General features: G+C 62.0%; 20 protein-coding genes. 8 read left to right on the top strand and 12 right to left on the bottom strand.

What is annotated here, in order from left to right:
* Window positions 1-68 precede the first annotated feature (68 nt).
* A complete protein-coding gene (locus GL286_RS06755; RefSeq protein ID WP_155094784.1) occupies window positions 69-644 on the top strand; it encodes a thymidine kinase in 576 nt (191 codons plus the stop codon).
* Entirely contained in the window at window positions 644-1,834 is a 1,191-nt protein-coding gene (locus GL286_RS06750; protein ID WP_155094783.1) for a cytochrome b/b6 domain-containing protein, read from the top strand. Before GL286_RS06755 ends, GL286_RS06750 begins: the two co-directional genes overlap by 1 nt.
* Before the next feature lie 72 nt (window positions 1,835-1,906).
* On the opposite strand, the gene ndk is transcribed toward GL286_RS06750, so the two are convergent.
* Window positions 1,907-2,329 carry a nucleoside-diphosphate kinase gene (gene ndk / locus GL286_RS06745; protein ID WP_134680709.1) on the bottom strand — a complete coding sequence of 141 codons (423 nt, stop codon included), beginning with the start codon at window positions 2,327-2,329 and terminating at the stop codon, window positions 1,907-1,909.
* Window positions 2,330-2,456: 127 nt separating this feature from the next.
* Between ndk and GL286_RS06740 the strand changes: the two genes are divergently transcribed.
* The 4 genes from GL286_RS06740 (at window position 2,457) to GL286_RS06725 (ending at window position 6,136) form a co-directional block, all read left to right on the top strand.
* Window positions 2,457-4,304, top strand: coding sequence for an ABC-F family ATP-binding cassette domain-containing protein (locus GL286_RS06740; protein WP_155094782.1), 1,848 nt, complete (start codon window positions 2,457-2,459; stop codon window positions 4,302-4,304).
* A gap of 101 nt (window positions 4,305-4,405) precedes the next feature.
* Window positions 4,406-5,155: a MipA/OmpV family protein gene (locus tag GL286_RS06735; protein WP_155094781.1), complete on the top strand. Its 750-nt coding sequence runs from the start codon at window positions 4,406-4,408 to the stop codon at window positions 5,153-5,155.
* A gap of 76 nt (window positions 5,156-5,231) precedes the next feature.
* Window positions 5,232-5,591: an SUF system Fe-S cluster assembly protein gene (locus GL286_RS06730; RefSeq protein ID WP_155094780.1), complete on the top strand. Its 360-nt coding sequence runs from the start codon at window positions 5,232-5,234 to the stop codon at window positions 5,589-5,591.
* The gene (locus GL286_RS06725) at window positions 5,588-6,136 is read left to right on the top strand and encodes a sugar O-acetyltransferase (protein ID WP_246184859.1); all 549 of its coding nucleotides are present in this window, start codon (window positions 5,588-5,590) and stop codon (window positions 6,134-6,136) included. Before GL286_RS06730 ends, GL286_RS06725 begins: the two co-directional genes overlap by 4 nt.
* A gap of 33 nt (window positions 6,137-6,169) precedes the next feature.
* On the opposite strand, the gene hemF is transcribed toward GL286_RS06725, so the two are convergent.
* Window positions 6,170-7,030 (bottom strand): oxygen-dependent coproporphyrinogen oxidase, encoded by an 861-nt coding sequence (hemF, locus tag GL286_RS06720; protein WP_155094779.1) that lies wholly within the window; start codon window positions 7,028-7,030, stop codon window positions 6,170-6,172.
* Between the two features lie 79 nt (window positions 7,031-7,109).
* Here hemF and GL286_RS06715 point away from each other — a divergent pair, with 79 nt between their 5' ends.
* The gene (locus GL286_RS06715; RefSeq protein ID WP_155094778.1) at window positions 7,110-7,526 is read left to right on the top strand and encodes a hypothetical protein; all 417 of its coding nucleotides are present in this window, start codon (window positions 7,110-7,112) and stop codon (window positions 7,524-7,526) included.
* Here the strand turns inward: GL286_RS06715 and GL286_RS06710 are convergent.
* The 3 genes from GL286_RS06710 to clpS are packed head-to-tail and all read right to left on the bottom strand — an operon-like array spanning window position 7,523 to window position 9,678.
* Window positions 7,523-8,341 (bottom strand): SDR family NAD(P)-dependent oxidoreductase, encoded by an 819-nt coding sequence (locus tag GL286_RS06710; protein ID WP_155094777.1) that lies wholly within the window; start codon window positions 8,339-8,341, stop codon window positions 7,523-7,525. The genes GL286_RS06715 and GL286_RS06710 overlap by 4 nt on opposite strands.
* Window positions 8,338-9,357 carry a methyltransferase gene (locus tag GL286_RS06705; RefSeq protein ID WP_170295073.1) on the bottom strand — a complete coding sequence of 340 codons (1,020 nt, stop codon included), beginning with the start codon at window positions 9,355-9,357 and terminating at the stop codon, window positions 8,338-8,340. The genes GL286_RS06710 and GL286_RS06705 overlap by 4 nt, the downstream gene beginning before the upstream one ends.
* Before the next feature lie 3 nt (window positions 9,358-9,360).
* Window positions 9,361-9,678, bottom strand: a complete 318-nt coding sequence (clpS, locus tag GL286_RS06700; protein WP_155094776.1) for an ATP-dependent Clp protease adapter ClpS — start codon at window positions 9,676-9,678, stop codon at window positions 9,361-9,363.
* A 273-nt stretch (window positions 9,679-9,951) separates the two neighbouring features.
* Between clpS and GL286_RS06695 the strand changes: the two genes are divergently transcribed.
* Window positions 9,952-11,547, top strand: coding sequence for a D-alanyl-D-alanine carboxypeptidase family protein (locus GL286_RS06695; protein WP_246184858.1), 1,596 nt, complete (start codon window positions 9,952-9,954; stop codon window positions 11,545-11,547).
* A gap of 84 nt (window positions 11,548-11,631) precedes the next feature.
* Here the strand turns inward: GL286_RS06695 and ccoS are convergent, their stop codons facing one another.
* From ccoS to ccoO, 7 genes are all read right to left on the bottom strand, one after another.
* On the bottom strand, window positions 11,632-11,790 hold the full coding sequence (gene ccoS, locus GL286_RS06690) for a cbb3-type cytochrome oxidase assembly protein CcoS (protein ID WP_155094775.1): 159 nt from the start codon (window positions 11,788-11,790) through the stop codon (window positions 11,632-11,634).
* 10 nt (window positions 11,791-11,800) lie between these two features.
* On the bottom strand, window positions 11,801-13,996 hold the full coding sequence (locus GL286_RS06685) for a heavy metal translocating P-type ATPase (RefSeq protein ID WP_155094774.1): 2,196 nt from the start codon (window positions 13,994-13,996) through the stop codon (window positions 11,801-11,803).
* Window positions 13,997-14,461 carry a FixH family protein gene (locus GL286_RS06680; protein WP_155094773.1) on the bottom strand — a complete coding sequence of 155 codons (465 nt, stop codon included), beginning with the start codon at window positions 14,459-14,461 and terminating at the stop codon, window positions 13,997-13,999. It abuts the gene before it with no gap.
* Complete coding sequence (ccoG, locus tag GL286_RS06675) at window positions 14,458-15,918, bottom strand: cytochrome c oxidase accessory protein CcoG (RefSeq protein WP_155094772.1); 1,461 nt, start codon at window positions 15,916-15,918, stop codon at window positions 14,458-14,460. The genes GL286_RS06680 and ccoG overlap by 4 nt, the downstream gene beginning before the upstream one ends.
* A gap of 121 nt (window positions 15,919-16,039) precedes the next feature.
* Window positions 16,040-17,074, bottom strand: coding sequence for a cytochrome-c oxidase, cbb3-type subunit III (gene ccoP / locus GL286_RS06670; protein ID WP_246184857.1), 1,035 nt, complete (start codon window positions 17,072-17,074; stop codon window positions 16,040-16,042).
* On the bottom strand, window positions 17,074-17,262 hold the full coding sequence (locus GL286_RS06665; RefSeq protein WP_155094771.1) for a cbb3-type cytochrome c oxidase subunit 3: 189 nt from the start codon (window positions 17,260-17,262) through the stop codon (window positions 17,074-17,076). The genes ccoP and GL286_RS06665 overlap by 1 nt, the downstream gene beginning before the upstream one ends.
* Before the next feature lie 9 nt (window positions 17,263-17,271).
* Window positions 17,272-17,997: a cytochrome-c oxidase, cbb3-type subunit II gene (ccoO, locus tag GL286_RS06660; protein WP_155094770.1), complete on the bottom strand. Its 726-nt coding sequence runs from the start codon at window positions 17,995-17,997 to the stop codon at window positions 17,272-17,274.
* Between the last annotated feature and the right edge of the window lie 5 nt (window positions 17,998-18,002).

Below are 18,002 nucleotides of genomic sequence, written 5' to 3'. Positions count from 1 at the left end.
ACGTGAGCCGCCGCGGGCAACGCGCGCGGCGGCTTGCGGCTCTTGTCAGGCCAAGGCTATCTGCCTGCATGGCCAAGCTTTATTTCCATTACTCCACCATGAACGCCGGCAAGAGTACGCTCTTGCTGCAAGCAGCGTATAACTACCGCGAGCGCGGCATGGAGACACTACTTCTGACCGCTGCGCTGGACAGCCGCGCAGGTCAGGGCGTCATCGCCAGCCGCATCGGAATTGCCGAGCGCGCAACCGCATTCAGCCCCGAAGCCGATCTCTTCGACCTGATCCAGACCAAAGGTCGGGATTGCGCCTGCGTGTTCATCGACGAAGCCCAGTTCCTGACCGAGGCTCAGGTCTGGCAACTTGCCCGCACCAGCGACGACCTTGGCCTACCCGTGATGTGCTACGGTCTGCGGGTGGATTTCCGCGGCCAGCTGTTCCCCGGCTCGGCCGCGCTGCTGGCCTGGGCAGACGACCTGCGCGAGGTCCGCACGATCTGCCACTGCGGTCGCAAAGCCACCATGGTCATCCGTCAGGACGAACAGGGCCGCGTCCTGCATGAAGGGGCGCAGGTCCAGATCGGTGGAAACGAAACATATGTCTCGCTCTGTCGCCGTCACTGGCGCGAAGCCATGGGAGAAGCCTGATGACTGCCGCAAATACCGCCCGAAGCTATGGTTGGGTCGCCCGCCTGTTCCATTGGAGCATCGCCGTGCTGATCCTGACCGCCATCGGGCTTGGCCTTTACGCAGGCAGCATGCCACGCGGCACCGAAGCCGAGTTGCAAGCGATCTTCGCCACCTTCTCGGTCCACAAGACCGTCGGAGTCGCCGCGCTGTTTCTGGCAGTCCTGCGCATCCTTTGGACCCTGACCCAGACGAAACCCCGACCATTGCATCCCGAACGCCTGATCGAGCACTTCGTCGCCGAAACCGTGCATTGGGCCCTATGGATCGGCATGGTGATCATGCCGCTGACCGGCTGGCTGCTGCATTCGTCGGCCCCGGGCGGGTTTTCTCGGATCCTGTGGCCGCTGGGGCAACGCCTGCCCTTCGTCCCCGAGGATGCCGCGCTGTCCGAGAGCTTTGCCCATTTCCACGAAACAGGCTGGTGGGTGCTTGCCGCGCTCATCGTGCTGCATGTCGCAGGCGCGATGAAACATGCGTTGGTCGACCGCGACGGCACGCTGAACCGTATGGCCGGACCTGCGGATCGCGCCCCCGAACCTCCGCATTCCGTATCAAGATCTTTCTTGCCCCATGCCTTGGCGGCAGTTGCGGCGCTTGCCTTGTGGACTGGCACCGTGATTGTTTCGGCCCAAGCCCCGGAAAAGGCGGACGCGCCCGTTGCCACGACGGCTCCCGCTTCCGGTTGGGTGGTCCAGCAGGGCACGTTGTCGATCGAGGTCAAACAAGGCGGCAGCCCGATTCAGGGCCAATTCTCGGGTTGGAGCGCTAACATCGCCTATGATCCCGAAACGCAGACGGGCAAGGTCGGGGTCGATATCGACGTGACTTCGCTGACACTCGGCGCGGTCAGCGACTCGGCCAAGGGACCGGATTTCCTGAACGCGCCGCAATTCCCGACAGCCCGTTTCGAGGCCGATATTCAGGCCGACGGGGCGTCACACATCGCCAAGGGCAACCTGACAATTGCGGGTAAGACGATCCCCGCCGAGATGCCATTCGAATTGACGGTCGATGGCGATTTGGCCAAGGCCAAGGGCGAGTTGCAGGTGGACCGCCGCGATTTCGGCATCGGCGCGAGCTATGCCGATGAAAGTACGGTGGGCTTTCCGGTCCTGATCCGCTTCGATCTTGAAGCCAAACAGCAATAATGAAAAGGGCCGCCCCGAAAGGGCGGCCCTTGGAATTCATGTAACAAGAAGGCCAGTCAGGCCATCCCTGAATTAGCCGACCAGTTCGAGGCCCGAGAAGAAGAAGGCGATCTCGCGGGCAGCAGCTTCCGGGCTGTCCGAACCGTGGACCGAGTTCTCGCCGACCGACAGAGCGAACTCTTTGCGGATGGTGCCTTCATCGGCGTTCGCCGGGTTGGTGGCGCCCATGACTTCGCGGTTTTTCAGGATAGCGCCTTCGCCTTCCAGAACTTGCACGACGACCGGCTCGGACACCATGAACTCGGTCAGTTCACCGAAGAAGGGGCGCTCTTTGTGCTCGGCATAGAACTGACCGGCTTGAGCCAGGGTCAGTTGGATGCGCTTCTGTGCGACGATGCGCAGGCCCGCATCTTCGAACTTAGCGTTGATCTTGCCGGTCAGGTTGCGCTTGGTGGCGTCGGGTTTGATGATCGAAAGCGTGCGTTCGGTCGCCATGTCAGATGTCCTTTTGCAAAGTCGGGCCAGATTGCCCTGAAATCCGCGCTCGGTTACCACGCGGGACGTGCGATGAAAAGGCGGCGCGGCATTGACGCGACACGCGCCTTGCTCCATGCCGTGCTTCATGCTGCGCATCGATGACATATCCTATTCAATCGCCGGTCGACCGCTTCTCGAGCAGGCTTCGGCTTCCATTCCCTATGGCCACAAGGTGGGCCTTGTCGGTCCGAACGGGGCCGGAAAAACGACGCTGTTCAAGCTGATCCGTGGCGAGCTGACTTTGGATGGCGGCGAGATCAGCCTGCCCTCGCGCGCTCGCATCGGCGGCGTCGCGCAGGAATCGCCTGGCAACGAGATCAGCGTGCTGGACACCGTGCTGGCCGCCGACACCGAGCGCGCGGAATTGCTGGCCGAATCCGAGCACGCAATCGACCCGACCCGCATCGGAGAGATCCACGCCCGCCTTGCCGATATTGACGCATGGTCCGCCGAAGCCCGCGCGGCGTCCATCCTGAAGGGGCTTGGCTTCTCGACCGAGGATCAGGCCCGCCCGACCAGCGACTACTCTGGCGGATGGCGGATGCGCGTGGCACTGGCGGGGGTCCTGTTCTCGCAGCCCGACCTGTTGCTTTTGGACGAACCGACCAACTATCTGGATCTGGAAGGCGCGTTGTGGCTGGAAAGCTATCTCATGCGCTATCCGCACACCGTGGTCGTCATCAGCCACGACCGCGATCTGCTGAACCGCGCCGTGAGCCACATCCTGCATGTCGAGGATCGCAAGCTGACGCTTTACACCGGCGGCTACGACACCTTCGCCCGCACCCGCGCCGAGAAACGCGCCCTGCAAGCCGCCGAGGCCAAAAAGCAGGACGCCCGCCGCGCGCATCTGCAAAGTTTCGTGGACCGCTTCCGCGCCAAGGCCAGCAAGGCCGTTCAGGCGCAGGCCCGCATCAAGATGCTGGCCAAGATGGAGCCGATCACGGCACCTGAAGAAGCCAAGTTCCACCGCTTCACCTTCCCGCAGCCCGACCAGTTGTCGCCGCCGATCATCTCGATGGAGGATCTGGCCGTCGGCTACGATGGCCGCGCCGTGCTGCGCAAGCTGAGCCTGCGGATAGATCAGGACGACCGGATCGCGCTGCTGGGCCGCAACGGACAAGGCAAATCGACGCTGTCGAAACTACTAGCCGAACGGCTTGATCCGCAGGAGGGCAAGATCGCCCGCTCGGGCAAGCTGCGCATCGGCTATTTCGCCCAGCATCAGGTCGACGAACTGGACCTGGACGAAACGCCATTGGATCACGTCCGGCGTCTACGCCCCGGCGAGACTCCGGCCAAGCTGCGCGCCCGTCTTGCCGGTTTCGGCCTGATGGAGGCACAGGCAGCAACCAAGGTCGGACAGCTTTCGGGCGGTCAGAAAGCACGGCTCTCGCTGCTGCTTGCCACGATCGACGCGCCGCATCTGCTGATCCTCGACGAACCGACCAACCACCTCGACATCGAGTCGCGCGAAGCCCTGACCGAGGCGCTTAACGATTACACCGGCGCCGTGGTTCTGGTCAGCCACGACATGCATCTGCTCAGCCTTGTTGCCGACCGGTTGTGGCTGGTCGATCAGGGCAAGGTCGAACCGTGGCAGGGCGATCTGGACGACTATCGCCGGATGCTGCTTGCCGGTGACGACAAGCCCGCCGCGAAGCCCGAGGAAAAGCCTGCGCCCAAACGTCCCTCGCGCGACAAGTTCATCGAATTGCGCGCCGACCTTCGCAAGGCCGAAGAGCGGATCGAGAAGCTGACCGAGATGACGAAGAAGCTGGACGCGATCCTTGCCGATCCCGCGACCTACGAGGATTCTCTCAGGGCCAAGCAATTCGGGCGCAAGCATGCCGAGGCGGTCGAAGCGATGCAGCGCGCCGAAAGCCTGTGGTTGCTGGCATTGGAGCGGCTGGAGCAAGCCGAAGGAACCTGAATGCAACAGTCGGGAAATATCGTGTTATCCCGGCTGTTCAACGGTTGTTGGTGAGATAAGAATCGTCAATAGGTTGCGGCAACAAGTTCCCGGATTAAATGATGCGCCACCTGTTTGCTATTGCCCTATTGACCGCCACATCGTTCGCTCTGCCAGCAAGCGCGCAATGGATCAATAATATCAGCGAAGCATCATTCGATGTCGGCGCCGGTATCAGCTATGGTCCAAGCTATTTCGGCTCGGACGATGCCGAACTGGGTCCGTGGGGAACGATGCGCAACCTGACGCTGGGTGTCGAGGACGGCACCGAAAAGCAAGGTTTCTCGCTGATCCCGTCCTTCGGCTATATCGGGGATCGCGACGCCAAGGACCATGACGAACTGGAAGGCATGGACGACATCGACTGGACCGGCGAAGTCGGTCTGCGTCTGAACTATGTCGCAGGCGACGCGACCAGCTACGGCGCAGTCCGCGTCGGCGTGGGCGGGCATGACGGTCTGGTCGGCGAAATCGGGACCAAATACCGTTTCATCGTCAACGACAAGCTGACCCTATGGACCACCGCCGAACTGCAACTGGGCGACGATTCGTTCACTGGAACCTATTTCGGCGTGACCGAGGATGAGGCCGCCGCCTCGCCCAATTTCGATGCCTATGATCCGTCTGGCGGGATCTACGCGGCCAATATCGCGCTTGAAGCGCGCTATAGCTTGACGCCCAAGACCTCGATTCTGGGCAAGGTCACCTTCGGACGCCTGCTGAACGATGCGGGCGACAGCCCGATCGTACAGGAACGCAACCAGCCGGAAATCAATCTCGGTATCGCGCGCCGGTTGAACTTTCGTTTCTAATCACGTCTTGCTTGCACACTGGACCCCGACGGTCCGGAGTCCTATATAATCCGCAAGCATTGACAGGACGTGCCGCATGACGACCGAAAATCTCAAGGAAGGTGATCCGTTGATCGCCCCCTCCACGACCGAGCACCCGCTTTATGACAGCGTGGTTGAGGCCTGCAAGACCGTCTATGACCCCGAAATCCCGGTCAATATCTTTGACCTCGGGTTGATCTATACGATCGACATCAACGATGAGAACGTCGTTCGCGTCATCATGACCCTGACTGCGCCGGGTTGCCCCGTCGCGGGCGAAATGCCCGGTTGGGTCGCCGACGCTGTCGAACCCCTTCCCGGCGTCAAGCAGGTCGATGTCGAGATGACCTTCCAGCCGCAATGGGGCATGGACATGATGTCCGACGAGGCCCGACTGGAGCTTGGCTTCATTTGACCGCGCGCGAGGACATGCTGGCCGGCCACACCTACGCGCCGGGTGACGGGGAATTGGTGGCCATGCGCAAAACCGCGCAGGGGCTGATGCGCGACTACAACCAGACCATCGTGGGCGACAAGACGCGCGCACGGACTTTGACCCAGTTGCTTGGCACATGGAACGGTGCGGTGATCCGCGCGCCGTTCTCGGTCGATTATGGCAAGCACATCCATTTCGGACCGGATTGCTTCGTGAATTTCGGCTGCGTTTTTCTGGATGTGTGCGAAATCCGCATCGGCGCACGTTGCCAGTTCGGGCCTATGGTGCAACTGCTAACCCCCGATCACCCGCGCGACGCCGACAAGCGCCGACGCGGCATCGAATACGGTGCGCCCATCACGATCGGAGACGATGTCTGGATCGGTGGTGGGGCGATCATCCTGCCAGGTATCACGATTGGAAACGGTGCCATTGTCGGGGCTGGCTCGGTCGTGACGCATGATGTGTCGCCCGGCGTGACTGTCGCCGGCAACCCGGCCAGAGTCGTTAAATCGGCTGAATGAATGAACGCCGCACTCGGGTGCGGCGTTTTCGTTTCAGACCCATTTCGCTAGCGGCGGCAGGCTCATCAGCACCGCATCGGCGTCATGGCCCGTGGCCAGACCGAATTTCGTGCCGCGATCATAGACAAGGTTATACTCGGCATACAGTCCGCGATGCACAAGTTGCACGTCGCGGTCGGCCTCGGTCCAGTCTTGCTTCATCCGCGCCTCGGCCAGCGGCAGGAAGGCCGGCAGAAACGCCTCGCCGACAGCTTTGGTAAAGGCGAAATCCGCCTGCCAGTCGCCGGTATTCAGGTCGTCGTAGAAAATGCCGCCCACCCCGCGGGCGCGTTGCCGATGCGGGATATAGAAATATTCATCCGCCCAATCCTTGAACCGGTCATAATAATCCGCGCCATGCGGAGCACATGCGGTTTTCAGGGTATCGTGGAAATGCGCGGTATCCTCGGCATATTCCAGACAGGGGTTCAGGTCGGTTCCACCACCGAACCACCATGCGGCAGGAGTCCAGAACATCCGCGTATTCATGTGGACTGCCGGTGCATGCGGATTGCGCATATGCGCCACAAGGCTGATCCCAGAAGCCCAGAAACGCGGATCGTCCTCGATCCCAGGCACGCCCCGCGCGGCCATGGCGCTGCGGGCAGAGGCGGACAATTCGCCATGAACGGCCGACCAGTTGACGCCGACCTTCTCGAATACGCGACCGTCACGCATGACGGACATCAGTCCGCCGCCACCGCCATCCGCTCGGCGGGTTTCGCGGACCTCGAATCGACCGGATGGAAGCTGATCAGGACCGCGATCCTCGAGCCCTTCGAAGGCCGCGACAATCCGGTCGCGCAATTCGCGGAACCAAGCCGCTGCGGTCTCTCGTTCAAGCTGCATCTGCATCGCGATATTCCCTGCATTCGTGAATTGCCCGGATCAGGAACCGGCCATATCCTGTTCCAAACAACTAGAGATACCGTCCATGCCCCGCAATATCGCGCTTGGTCTGCTGCCCGTCCTGATCCTGACCGCATGCGGCACCCCCCAAGAGCGGTGCATCGGACGAAATACCAGTGAATACAGAACTGTATCCCGTCTTCTTGCGGAGGTTGAAGGCAATCTCGCGCGCGGCTACGCTTGGGAGGAACGGCAGGTGGTCCGCACCGAGGTCGACGATTGTCCGTACTTCTTCGTTGATCGGGACGGAAACCGGCGCGTGGCCTACCGGACCTGCCTGCGCGACGTCACCGATATCGAGCGCTACCGAGTCCCCATCGACCCCGCATCCGAGACACGCAAGCGAGATAACCTTGTTGAAAGGAAAAAGGCACTGACCCCTTCCGCAGTCAATGCCGTCAATACCTGCAAAGCAGCCTTCCCCGAGGAGAAAAAGGGTTAGAAAGCGTCCTGTCCCAACGGATCGCAGATGCTGCGCCCGCCATCGACCCGCAGGATCTGGCCGGTGATGAAAGCAGCACCGTCGCTGGCCAGAAACTGCACTACCGGTCCCAATTCATCCGCCGCGGCGATCCGTCCCAACGGTGTCGCGGCCACCAGACGGTCGCGCAGCCCCGGATCCTCGCGCAGGTTCAGTTGAAGCTGGTTCGACAACATCGAGCCGAAAGCGATTCCGTTGACCCTGATCCGTTTCGATGCCAGCGCCATCGCCATTGAACGCGTCGCCTGCGCCTGCGCGGCGCTGGCAATCGAATATGCCAGCATCTGGGGCTGGGGCCGATCCGCAGCCAGTGACGTCAGGTTGATGATCGCACCGTTCTGCGAGGTGGCAACGCCCGACTCGGCATCGGCCTCGGCCTGCGCGACCATGCGTTTGGCGACCATTTGTGTCAGTTTCAGACCGGCCGTCATGTTCTCGCGCATCATGTCGCCCATGATCTCGTCGGTGATCGCCAACGGATCGCAGGGCTGCACGGCGCGATGTGCGTTTACAAGAATGTCGATCCGGTCGAACGCATCAATGGTCGCCGAAACCAGATTGGCCATCGTCAGCTTTTGCCCCAGATCGCCGGCAAAAGCGCGAATAGGCCCGTCAGTCAGGGCTTCACCGCTCAGCTCGGCTTCAAGCGCGCTTTCATCACTGTCGGCGAACATGACATTCGCACCCGCATCGGCCAGATGGCGGGCGATAGCAAGGCCAAGTCCCCGTGCCGCTCCGGTGACAATGGCGGTGCGGCCCTGTACTGATAGGCTCATCTGCGGCGCCCTTTCGGCGATGGCTGCGGTTTTCCCGGACGCTTCGCGCCGGTGGCAGTCAAGATTTTGAAGCGGGAATCTCCGCCCAGTTCCTGCACATCGCCAAATACGTCGCGCAGGGTCTGTTCATAAGGCAAATGCCGGTTTGCAACCATCCAGAGCCGCCCTGAACCTGTCAGCAACTTAGCAGCGGCACGGATGAAGCCAGCGCCCAGCTTGGGATTGGCAATGCGCCCCTCGTGGAAAGGCGGATTCATCACCACGCCATTCACCGGCTCGGGCAGGCGGAAATCCAGCGCGTCGGCCCAATGGAATTGGGCGCGCGGATCAGTGAGGTTGCGCTTGGCGCAATCCAATGCGACCGAATCGGCCTCGACCAGATGAAGCGTGCTAACGCCGGGATGTTTCAGGATCTGCGCCGAAAGCCAGCCCCAACCCGCACCCAGATCGACGATGCGGCTTGGCAGTTTTTCGGGCAGGTGCGCCGCCAACGCCTCGGATGCAGGGTCCGGCGCATCCGCCGAAAAAACACCGGGGCGGGTCACAAAGCCCGGAGCAGGCTCATGGTCGCGGGCGGCCCAATCTTCGGGAATCCAGTCGGATTTCGGCAAGGTTACGCGGAAGATCTTGCCATGGGCGCGGGAGTGCACCTCTTCGACTTCAGCAAGGCCGCGCAATTCTTTCAGAACCGCGTCAACACCGTCGGTTTTCTGTCCATCGATCCAAAGCGAGGCGCCGTCAGCCAGATGAGCCACGGCCTCGGCGATACGCGCGCGGGCTTCGGCTCGGGCGCGGGGAAGAAAGACAACGGCTGCGTCAAACTCGCCCTCGGCCTGACTGACGGGCGCGAAGCCCTGCCCTTTCAGCGCCTGAACATCGGGAAACATCCGCTGGACGATCTGCGTCCGTGCGGTGTCGAAATGGATCATATCGCTCTCGGCACTTGCGCCAATCAGCAACAAGCGACCTTCAGGCGGCAAGCCGCCAAATACGAGCTCCAGCCGGGAACCTGCCACGTTTTACTCTTTTTCCATTGTACATTGCAGCGGATGCTGCTGACGGCGCGCAAGCTCCATCACCTGCGCCACCTTGGTTTCGGCGATCTCGTGCGAGAACACGCCGACAACCGCCACACCTTTGCGATGGACGGTCAGCATGATTTCGATGGCCTGCGCATGCGTCATGTTGAACAGGCGCTCAAGCACATGCACGACAAACTCCATCGGAGTGAAGTCGTCATTCAAAAGCAGAACCTTATACAACGGAGGGCGCTTCGTGCGCGGCTTTGTCTTGACCGCAAGTTCGACATCCTCACGGTCATGGGGAAGATTGGTCATGAACGGATCTGTCACGTCGGCTGCAATGGGGTCAGTTTGATCAAGACACGAATATAGGGCCTTTCTGACCCGATGTAAGCCCCCGTTCGCAAATGCATTAACGTCTCCAGATGCCGGATTTACTGGGAATCAACGTAAAGTTACAGTTTTCGAACCACCGAAGCCGTGATATTGTCCAAATATTAATGAAGGGTCGGCATGTTGAACCGACCCTCAGAGGCAGAAGAGACCGGGACAGTGAGCAGAATCACCAAACAGGTCCGAGTCGGACTGATGATCCTATTTGCATGGGCCCTGCCCATGTCCGTTGCGGCAGCACCCTTCGCCGCTTTCGTGATGGATGCACGCTCCGGCAAGGAGATCTATTCGCAGAACGCCGATACGCGGCTGCATCCGGCCTCTCTGACCAAGATGATGACGTTGTATATGGCGTTCACCGCCATCGAACGCGGTCAGGTTCGTCTGGATTCCAAGTTCACCGTGACGAACCATGCGGCAGCGCAACCGCCGTCGCGGCTGGGTCTAAAGCCCGGCCAGAAAATTGAGCTGCGCTATCTGATCCGTGCCGCTGCCGTGAAATCGGCCAACGACGCGGCAACGACCATCGGAGAAAACCTCGCGGGATCCGAAGCCAAATTCGCCGCGCAGATGACGGCGATGGCCAGGGCTCTGGGGATGCGGAACACCAACTTCCGCAACGCCAACGGCCTGACGATCGAGGGCCATTATTCGACGGCACGCGACATGACCACGCTGGGTCGCCGCTTGTTCTACGATTTCCCGCAATATTACTCGATCTTCTCGCGGCGTTCGGCCGATGCCGGAATCGCGACCGTCTCCAGCACCAACAAGCGCTTCCTTGACAGCTACGAGGGAGCAGACGGCATCAAGACCGGATATACCCGCGCGGCCGGCTTCAACCTGACGGCCTCGGCCAAGCGCGGCTCGAAGCGGATCATCGCAACCGTCATGGGCGGCAATTCGACCGCGCATCGCAATCAGGTCATGGCCCAGCTTCTGGATGCCGGATTTGGAAGTGCGCCAAAAAACGTTCGCGAGGTAAAGCCCGCCGCACCTGAACTGCTGATGGTCGAGAAAAAAGTCGCCCGTCGCGTTCAGGTCGCCCGCGTCGAGCCGACGCCCGTTGCTGCGGCACCTGTGGCTCAGACCCCGGCGCTTTCTGCTTCGGACCGACCTGTTGCCCGCGCTTCGACGGTCGCAATCGTGACACCGGCCGCTATTTCGGCTGCCGTCGCCAAAGCCCAGGCGCGTAACCGAAAGACTGAGGGCGATGCCCGTCCTGCCCGCAAGCCGCTGCCGCCAGTCGCTTCCGCCTCGACGAAAGGCACCGACGATCTTGGCGCGACCTCTGCCCGCCCGAGCAGCCGCCCCGAAGGGGACGCCCCCGCCGATACGACCTCCGAGGAACAAATCCTCCGGCCGGTCGCATCGCCACTGCGTGACAAATCGGCAAGTCTCGCCCAGCCGGGAACGCCCTCGCTATTCATGCTCAGTGCGGCTCGGGCATCAGATGAGCCCGCCGAACAACCTGATTCCATCATCCTCGCCTCGCGTGAGCCGAACGGTATTGCAGCGCCCGAGGCGACCCAGATCGTCAACCGCAACAGTGCCAATGGCAGCGCCTATGGTGTTTCGCTTGGTCTTTACCGCTCGCAACGCGAAGCGGAACAACTCCTTCTGCGCACCGCCCTGCAAGAAAACTCCTCGCTGGGCAATGCAGCCAGCCGCGTCGAAACGAACTCGCGCGGATACGAAGCAATTTTCGTCGGTATCTCGAAAGAGATGGCGGAGCTGGCTTGCGGACGACTTGCTGCGCGTCAGCAAAACTGCACGGTGACCGGACCTTAACCGATCCCGAGGCAAACTGCGCAGATAAACTTCACCGCCCGGTCAATTGCCGGGCGGTTTGTTTTTGGACCGCTCCAGCCCCGTTCAGGGCTTTGGGTGCTCGTCCCAATCCTTGCGCAGGATACGCTCTGCATCGCCCTTGGGATCGTCATACTGCCTGCCGCGCAACGCCCAGATAAAAGCTGCCAGCCCAGCAGCGCCGAGGCCAAGTGAAACCGGAATGAGGATCGCCAGAATTTCCATGCCAACCCTTTCAGCGTAGTCGCAACGCGTTCAGCGTCACGCTGATCGAGCTTAGCGACATCGCCAATGCCGCCATCAAGGGAGTCGCGAACCCCAGAATGGCAAAAGGAACCGCGACTATATTGTATAGAATCGAGATGCCAAAGTTCTCTTTGATCCTCGACCTTGCGCGACGTGCAACAGCCAGCGCCTCGGCCACCGGAGCAAGATCATTGCCCAGCATCACCATATCCGAGGCGGTTCGCGCTGCATCCAGCGCCGAGGCGGGTGACAGCGAAACATGCGCGACGCTCAGTGCGGCGGTATCATTAAGGCCATCGCCGACCATCAGCACCTTTTGCCCCTGATCGGACAGGGCCCGCACCGCCTCGGCCTTGCCCTGAGGCGAAATGCCCGCCCGCCAATCCTTGATCTCGAGCCTGTCCGCCAGATCGCGTACGACCGGCGGAGCATCGCCAGACAGCAGCAGAACGCGCCTACCCGATTGCAGGATCTGCGCCACGCAATCCTTGGCTCCGGGTCGAAGGCGGTCGGCAAATTCCAGTCGAATCGCGGGTGAATCTCCCATCTGGAACCAACTGGCCGAAAGCGTCGCATCGCCATGACTGGCCCCGAGCCATTCCGCCCGACCAAGCCGGATAGGGACACCCTTCGCCAGCGCGCTTACTCCGTCACCCGGCAATTCGCGCAGATCGGTCACTTGGGCGGCACTGACCCCATCTTTTAGCACCGCCTGCGCCAGGGCCTGCGCCAGTGGATGGGACGAGCCTTGCGCCAGAACCAAGGCGAACGGGCGAAGCGCCACAGGCAACGGGTCCAGCGAGACAAGCTGCGGTACGCCCATCGTCAGCGTTCCGGTCTTGTCGAACACAACTGTATCGACCTCGGCCAGACGTTCCAACGCGGTACCATCCTTGATCAGCAAGCCACGCCGGAACAAACGCCCCGATGCCGCTGTCACCACCGTAGGGACCGCCAATCCCAGCGCGCAAGGACAGGTGATGATCAGCACCGCCGCCGCGATATTCACCGCGTGACGCAGATCACGGGTCACCCAGAACCAACCCAGAAAACTCGCAAATGCCAGCAGATGCACCATGGGCGAGTATAGCCGCGAGGCACGCTCGGCCAGCGAGGTATAGCGACCCCGCGCCGATTCCGCCGCCGCGACCAGCGCCGTCAAACGGGCGAGCGAACTGTCCCGCCCCGCCGCCGTGACGCGCATGATCATCTGGCCGGTCAGATTTCCCTCGCCCGCCGAAAGCGCCATGCCCGGAGCGGCGGGAACCGGAATACTTTCGCCGGTTAGCAGCGAGCGGTCGATGTCGCTCGTGCCCTGCACGATCTCTCCGTCGGCGGGAACGCGCGCGCCGGGGCGCAGCCGGATCAGATCGCCGGGGACAAGATCTGCGATCGGCACAGCCTCATCGCCCGAGGGAGTGATGCGGAAGGCGCGCGGCACCTCGAGCGCGGTCAGTTCCTCGGCAGCGGAACGCGCGACGGCGCGGGTGCGGTAGTCCAGATAGCGCCCGATCAGCAGGAAAAAGCACAGCATCACTGCCGCGTCGAAATAGGCGTGATGGCCGGAATAGATCGTCTCAAAGACCGAAATGGCGCTTGCAAGGATTAGCGCCAAAGAAATCGGCACATCCATCCCCAGCCGCCCCGCACGCAGCGAACGCCATGCGCTGGAGAAAAAGGGCTGTCCGGCAAAGGCGACGGTCGGCAGCGCAATCGCGCCCGAGATGAAATGGAACATGTCCCGCGTCGCGGCCTCGGCCCCCGACCAGACCGCAACGGACAGGATCATGATGTTCATCATCGCGAATCCCGACACGCCGATGCGCATCAGGATATCGCGCCCCTGCCGATCGGCGACCGAGGCGCTGAGTGCGGCAGGGTCAAGCTCGTGCGCCTCATAGCCCGCGCGCTCGACCACGTTGATCAGTTCCTGCGCCTCAAGGCCAGGTGCATCGACAGTCACGCGGCGCAGGGTCAAGTTCACGCGGGCATCGCGTACACCGGAATGACGGCGCAGCGCGCCCTCGACATCCGAGATGCAGGTCGCACAATGGATCGTCGGCAGAGACAGGATCAGATCGGGCTGCACCGCCCCTGCCCGATCTGCTAGCTGACGCGCCAAGGGGGCGGCATCACAGGCGGGACAGGCCGAAAGACGTGCATCGTGAAGCGAAGCGTCGCTCATCTAGTTCACCCGACTGCCGTGGTAATGATCGAGGCGCTGGCGGAACTCAGTCCCGTCGCGCGAAACCGCGCGGACATGAATGGTCCACAGACCCGAAGCCAGTTGAAGGGGCGCTACATATTGCCCGCCCTGATAGGTGAATTGCGGATGCTGGTCGTCCTTGACATAGGTCGGCCGCCCCACCGTCACCGCGAGGTCGCGGATCGGCGCGGGGTTGCCCTGAGCCTCGCGGATCGTCAGCACCAGCCGCGTCCCGTCATAGTCGGGCGTCACGGTCCAGCCCAAGGCCTGCTGGGCCTGCCTCTCGCGGTCAAAGACCTGCGAGGCGACATAGCTGTTCGCAACCTCAAGCCCCGGAAATGTGCCGACGGCCTTGACCGCCATGACGATATTGACCCCGATGATCGTGGCAAAAGCCGCGACAGTAATCGCCAGCACATGCTTGCCGGTAAGCTCTCGGGTCATTGCTCGCCCTTTCCGTGGAAGACGGTTTCGATATGGGATTTGACGCCATCGCTGGTATCCTCGACCCATAGGGTCAGTTCGGCCTGTCCGCCCTCGGCAAGGGTCGAGCCGGGCGCGGCGGTCAGATAGACGCGCTGGCTGTGGGTGGTGTCGGCAGGCACTGACAGGACCGTGCTTTCGATCCCTTCGAGCTGTAGCACCGCGCCCTCAGGCGCAGCACCATCCGGGCCAGTGACACTGATCCGGAAATCATGCGCCGCGCCCTGCTTGTTGCGCAGCCGCAGGACATAGGTATTGCGCAGCGCACCATCCGACATGGTGACGTAAAGCGGATTACGCACCGGCGTCACGTTCAGGTCAAAGGGAGAACGCATGAACAGCGCCACGACAAGCGCAATCCCGATGCCGGACCAAAGCGTGAAATACAGCAGAGTGCGCGGTCGCAGGATATGGCGGATAACGGGCTTCGGCTTCTCTCCGGCGCGCTCGGCAGTTTCGTCCTTGAGCGCCATATAGTCGATCAACCCGCGTGGCTTGCCTATCTTGGCCATGACATCGTCGCAGGCATCGATGCACAGCGCGCAGGTGATGCATTCCATCTGCTGCCCGTCGCGAATGTCGATGCCCATGGGGCAGACGTTCACGCAAGCCATGCAGTCGATACAATCGCCCTTGGTCCCGCCATCCGAGCGGGTGGCCTCGCCCTTGGCGATCTTGCCGCGCGGCTCTCCGCGCCAGTCACGATAGGCAACCGTCAGCGTGTCCTCGTCCATCATGGCGGCTTGGATGCGCGGCCATGGGCAGGCATAGATGCAGATCTGCTCACGCGCGAAGCCGCCAAAGACAAAGGTCGTCGCCGTCATCACCGCCATGGTGATATAGGCGACGGGATGCGCCTGTCCGGTAAACAGGTTGCGCAAAAGCGTCGGCGCGTCGGTGAAATAGAAAATCCATGCCCCGCCGGTCATCACCGCGATCACCAGCCAGATCGCCCATTTCGTCAGGCGCAATCGGATCTTTTGGGCGGACCAAGGCGCATTCCACAGCCGGATACGGGCATTGCGGTCGCCATCCACCCAACGCTCGGTCAGGATGAACAGATCGGTCCAGACAGTTTGCGGGCAGGTATAGCCGCACCAGACCCGCCCAAGGGCCGAGGTAAAGAGGAACAGCCCCAGCCCCGCCATGACCAGAAGGCCCGCGACGAAGTAGAATTCATGTGGCCAGATCTCGATCCAGAAGAAGAAAAAGCGGCGGTTGGCTAGGTCCACCAGAACCGCCTGATCGGGCAGGTTCGGGCCTCGGTCCCAGCGGATCCAAGGGGTGACGTAATAGATCCCCAGCGTCACCGCCATGATGATCCATTTCAGGTTGCGGAACCAGCCATGCACCCGCCGTGGAAAGATCGGCTCGCGAGCAGCGTAAAGTTGCGGTGGCTCAATGTCGGATTGCGACATGTCTGGCTCCTTTAGCGACGGGGTCCAGCCTAGTGGCGCGGCCCCCTCTCGCCTTGATCTGCGTCAACGGTCACGCATCAGATGAACGTTCCGGGCCCGTTGCGGGCCCGGGATCGCAAGCTTACTCGCCGCCGCCAAGGCCGTGGACATAGGTGGCAACGGCCCGGATATCGGCTTCGGACAGGCGGCCCGACCAAGCGGGCATGACGCCGAATGGCCCGTCATGCACGATACGCGTGATCGTCGCCGGATCCGAGCCATACAGCCAGACCGCATCGGTCAGGTTCGGCGCGCCCTGTGCACGGTCGCCCGTCGCGTCCTCACCGTGGCACGAGGCGCAGTTATCGGCAAAGACCTGCACCCCCTCGACCGCAAGCGCGGGGTCATGCGGCTTGCCGGCGAGTTCCAGAACATGGTTCACGACCTGCGAGATCTGGGTCCGGTCCAGCAGCGCATCGGTGCCGAAACGCGGCATCTCGGAATAACGGGTATCGCCATCCTTTGGATCGCGGATGCCGTGCTGGACGGTGGTATAGACATCTTCCAGCGTTCCGCCCCACAGCCAGTCATTGTCCAGAAGCGAGGGGTAGCCCGTTGCCCCTCCTGCCCCCGAGCCGTGACATTGCGCGCACCACGTCCGGAAGATCGCGCCACCGGCATTGGCAGTGTAATTCGCAAGCTCGGGATCGGCGGCGATCTGGTCCAAAGGCGTGTCGACCAGCTTGGCCTGAACGGGGGCGTTGGCCTCGGCAAAGCGCTGGATATCGGCGGCCACCTCGGCGCGGTTGTTCGTCCCCAGCAGACCCTGAGTCGCCCGCGTGACCAGAGGAATCGCGGGGTAAAGCAGCATATAGATGACCGCCCAGACCACCGTCGCGTAAAAGGTCCATAACCACCAGCGCGGCAGCGGGTTGTCATATTCCTCGATCCCGTCCCAGCTATGGCCGGTCGAAGGGACCTCGACGACGATCCGCGCGCCCTTGCGGTCGCGGACCACGCGGGTGCTGCCCGGCTTGTGCAAGGGTTCGCCATCCGGCCCTTCAGGAGGGTTGGCGGCAATCTGCGCCTCGTGCTTTTTGTCGGCGGCGACGCGCTCTAACTCGATGCGGTTGTCGGGGTTTTGGGGGCTGGTGTGCTCGTCTTTTTCGTCGGCCATCACTCGACCTCCTCTTCACCCTCGGGCGCGGGGCGTTTCTCGTTGCGGAAGATGCTTTCGGCGGCGTCGCGATGCAGGGGGCGCGATCCCGGACGCCACGCAAAGATGATGGCGCCAATGAAGAACAGGACCAGAGTCAGCAGGACCCAACTGTCGGCCAATTGGCGCAGGAAGGAATATTGCTCCATCCCATCCCCCTAGCGGTTCGCGTCCGGCTCGAAGGTCGAGAAGTCGACCATCGTGCCCAGAACCTGCAAATAGGCGACCAGCGCATCCATTTCCGACACACCCGCGCGGCGGTCGAAATTGCGCTGCTGCACGCCGGGATAGCGCTCCTCAAGCCCCGAGGCGTCGGCATCGGGATCGGCCTGCGCGCGGAAGTCGGTGATCGCGGCTTCGACCATTTCCTCGCTGTAAGGCACGCCGACGATCGCATCGGTCGCCAGACGGTCCCGCATGTTCGAGGGGTCGATCTGACGATCATGCATGAAGCCGTAAGCGGGCATGATCGATTCCGGCACCACGGCCTGCGGATTGGTCAGGTGGTCGATATGCCATTCATCCGAATAGCGCCCGCCGACCCGCGCCAGATCCGGCCCTGTGCGTTTCGAACCCCATTGGAACGGGTGATCATACATCGATTCAGCGGCCAGGCTGTAATGGCCGTAGCGCTCGACCTCATCGCGCATCGGGCGGATCATCTGGCTGTGGCAGACATAGCAGCCTTCGCGGACATAGATGTCGCGGCCCTTCAACTCCAAGGGCGTATAGGGACGCATCCCCGTCACCTTCTCGATGGTGTTTTCCAGATAGAACAGCGGCGCGATCTGCACGAGGCCGCCGATCGTCACCACGACGAACGAGAGAACCAGCAGCAGCGTGGCGTTCTTTTCAAGGATCTTGTGCTTTTCAAGGATTGCCATGATCG

The sequence above is a fragment of the Paracoccus aestuariivivens genome, from assembly GCF_009711225.1.
In the GTDB taxonomy this organism is placed as follows: Bacteria; Pseudomonadota; Alphaproteobacteria; order Rhodobacterales; family Rhodobacteraceae; genus Paracoccus; species Paracoccus aestuariivivens.
Note: the sequence above shows the minus strand (reverse complement) of the source record. Positions and strands in the feature narration are given on the sequence as shown.

Bases quoted from the DNA above. Each gene is read 5' to 3' on its own strand.
- GL286_RS06740 (WP_155094782.1), top strand. From the start codon at position 2,457: ATGCTGCGCATCGATGACATATCCTATTCAATCGCCGGTCGACCGCTT.
- GL286_RS06665 (WP_155094771.1), bottom strand. From the start codon at position 17,262: ATGGAGCAATATTCCTTCCTGCGCCAATTGGCCGACAGTTGGGTCCTG.
- GL286_RS06710 (WP_155094777.1), bottom strand. From the start codon at position 8,341: ATGAGCCTATCAGTACAGGGCCGCACCGCCATTGTCACCGGAGCGGCA.
- ndk (WP_134680709.1), bottom strand. From the start codon at position 2,329: ATGGCGACCGAACGCACGCTTTCGATCATCAAACCCGACGCCACCAAG.
- GL286_RS06730 (WP_155094780.1), top strand. From the start codon at position 5,232: ATGACGACCGAAAATCTCAAGGAAGGTGATCCGTTGATCGCCCCCTCC.
- ccoG (WP_155094772.1), bottom strand. From the start codon at position 15,918: ATGTCGCAATCCGACATTGAGCCACCGCAACTTTACGCTGCTCGCGAG.
- GL286_RS06685 (WP_155094774.1), bottom strand. From the start codon at position 13,996: ATGAGCGACGCTTCGCTTCACGATGCACGTCTTTCGGCCTGTCCCGCC.
- GL286_RS06680 (WP_155094773.1), bottom strand. From the start codon at position 14,461: ATGACCCGAGAGCTTACCGGCAAGCATGTGCTGGCGATTACTGTCGCG.
- ccoO (WP_155094770.1), bottom strand. From the start codon at position 17,997: ATGGCAATCCTTGAAAAGCACAAGATCCTTGAAAAGAACGCCACGCTG.
- GL286_RS06750 (WP_155094783.1), top strand. From the start codon at position 644: ATGACTGCCGCAAATACCGCCCGAAGCTATGGTTGGGTCGCCCGCCTG.
- GL286_RS06735 (WP_155094781.1), top strand. From the start codon at position 4,406: ATGCGCCACCTGTTTGCTATTGCCCTATTGACCGCCACATCGTTCGCT.
- GL286_RS06695 (WP_246184858.1), top strand. From the start codon at position 9,952: ATGATCCTATTTGCATGGGCCCTGCCCATGTCCGTTGCGGCAGCACCC.
- ccoP (WP_246184857.1), bottom strand. From the start codon at position 17,074: ATGGCCGACGAAAAAGACGAGCACACCAGCCCCCAAAACCCCGACAAC.
- clpS (WP_155094776.1), bottom strand. From the start codon at position 9,678: ATGACCAATCTTCCCCATGACCGTGAGGATGTCGAACTTGCGGTCAAG.
- hemF (WP_155094779.1), bottom strand. From the start codon at position 7,030: ATGCAGATGCAGCTTGAACGAGAGACCGCAGCGGCTTGGTTCCGCGAA.
- GL286_RS06715 (WP_155094778.1), top strand. From the start codon at position 7,110: ATGCCCCGCAATATCGCGCTTGGTCTGCTGCCCGTCCTGATCCTGACC.
- ccoS (WP_155094775.1), bottom strand. From the start codon at position 11,790: ATGGAAATTCTGGCGATCCTCATTCCGGTTTCACTTGGCCTCGGCGCT.
- GL286_RS06755 (WP_155094784.1), top strand. From the start codon at position 69: ATGGCCAAGCTTTATTTCCATTACTCCACCATGAACGCCGGCAAGAGT.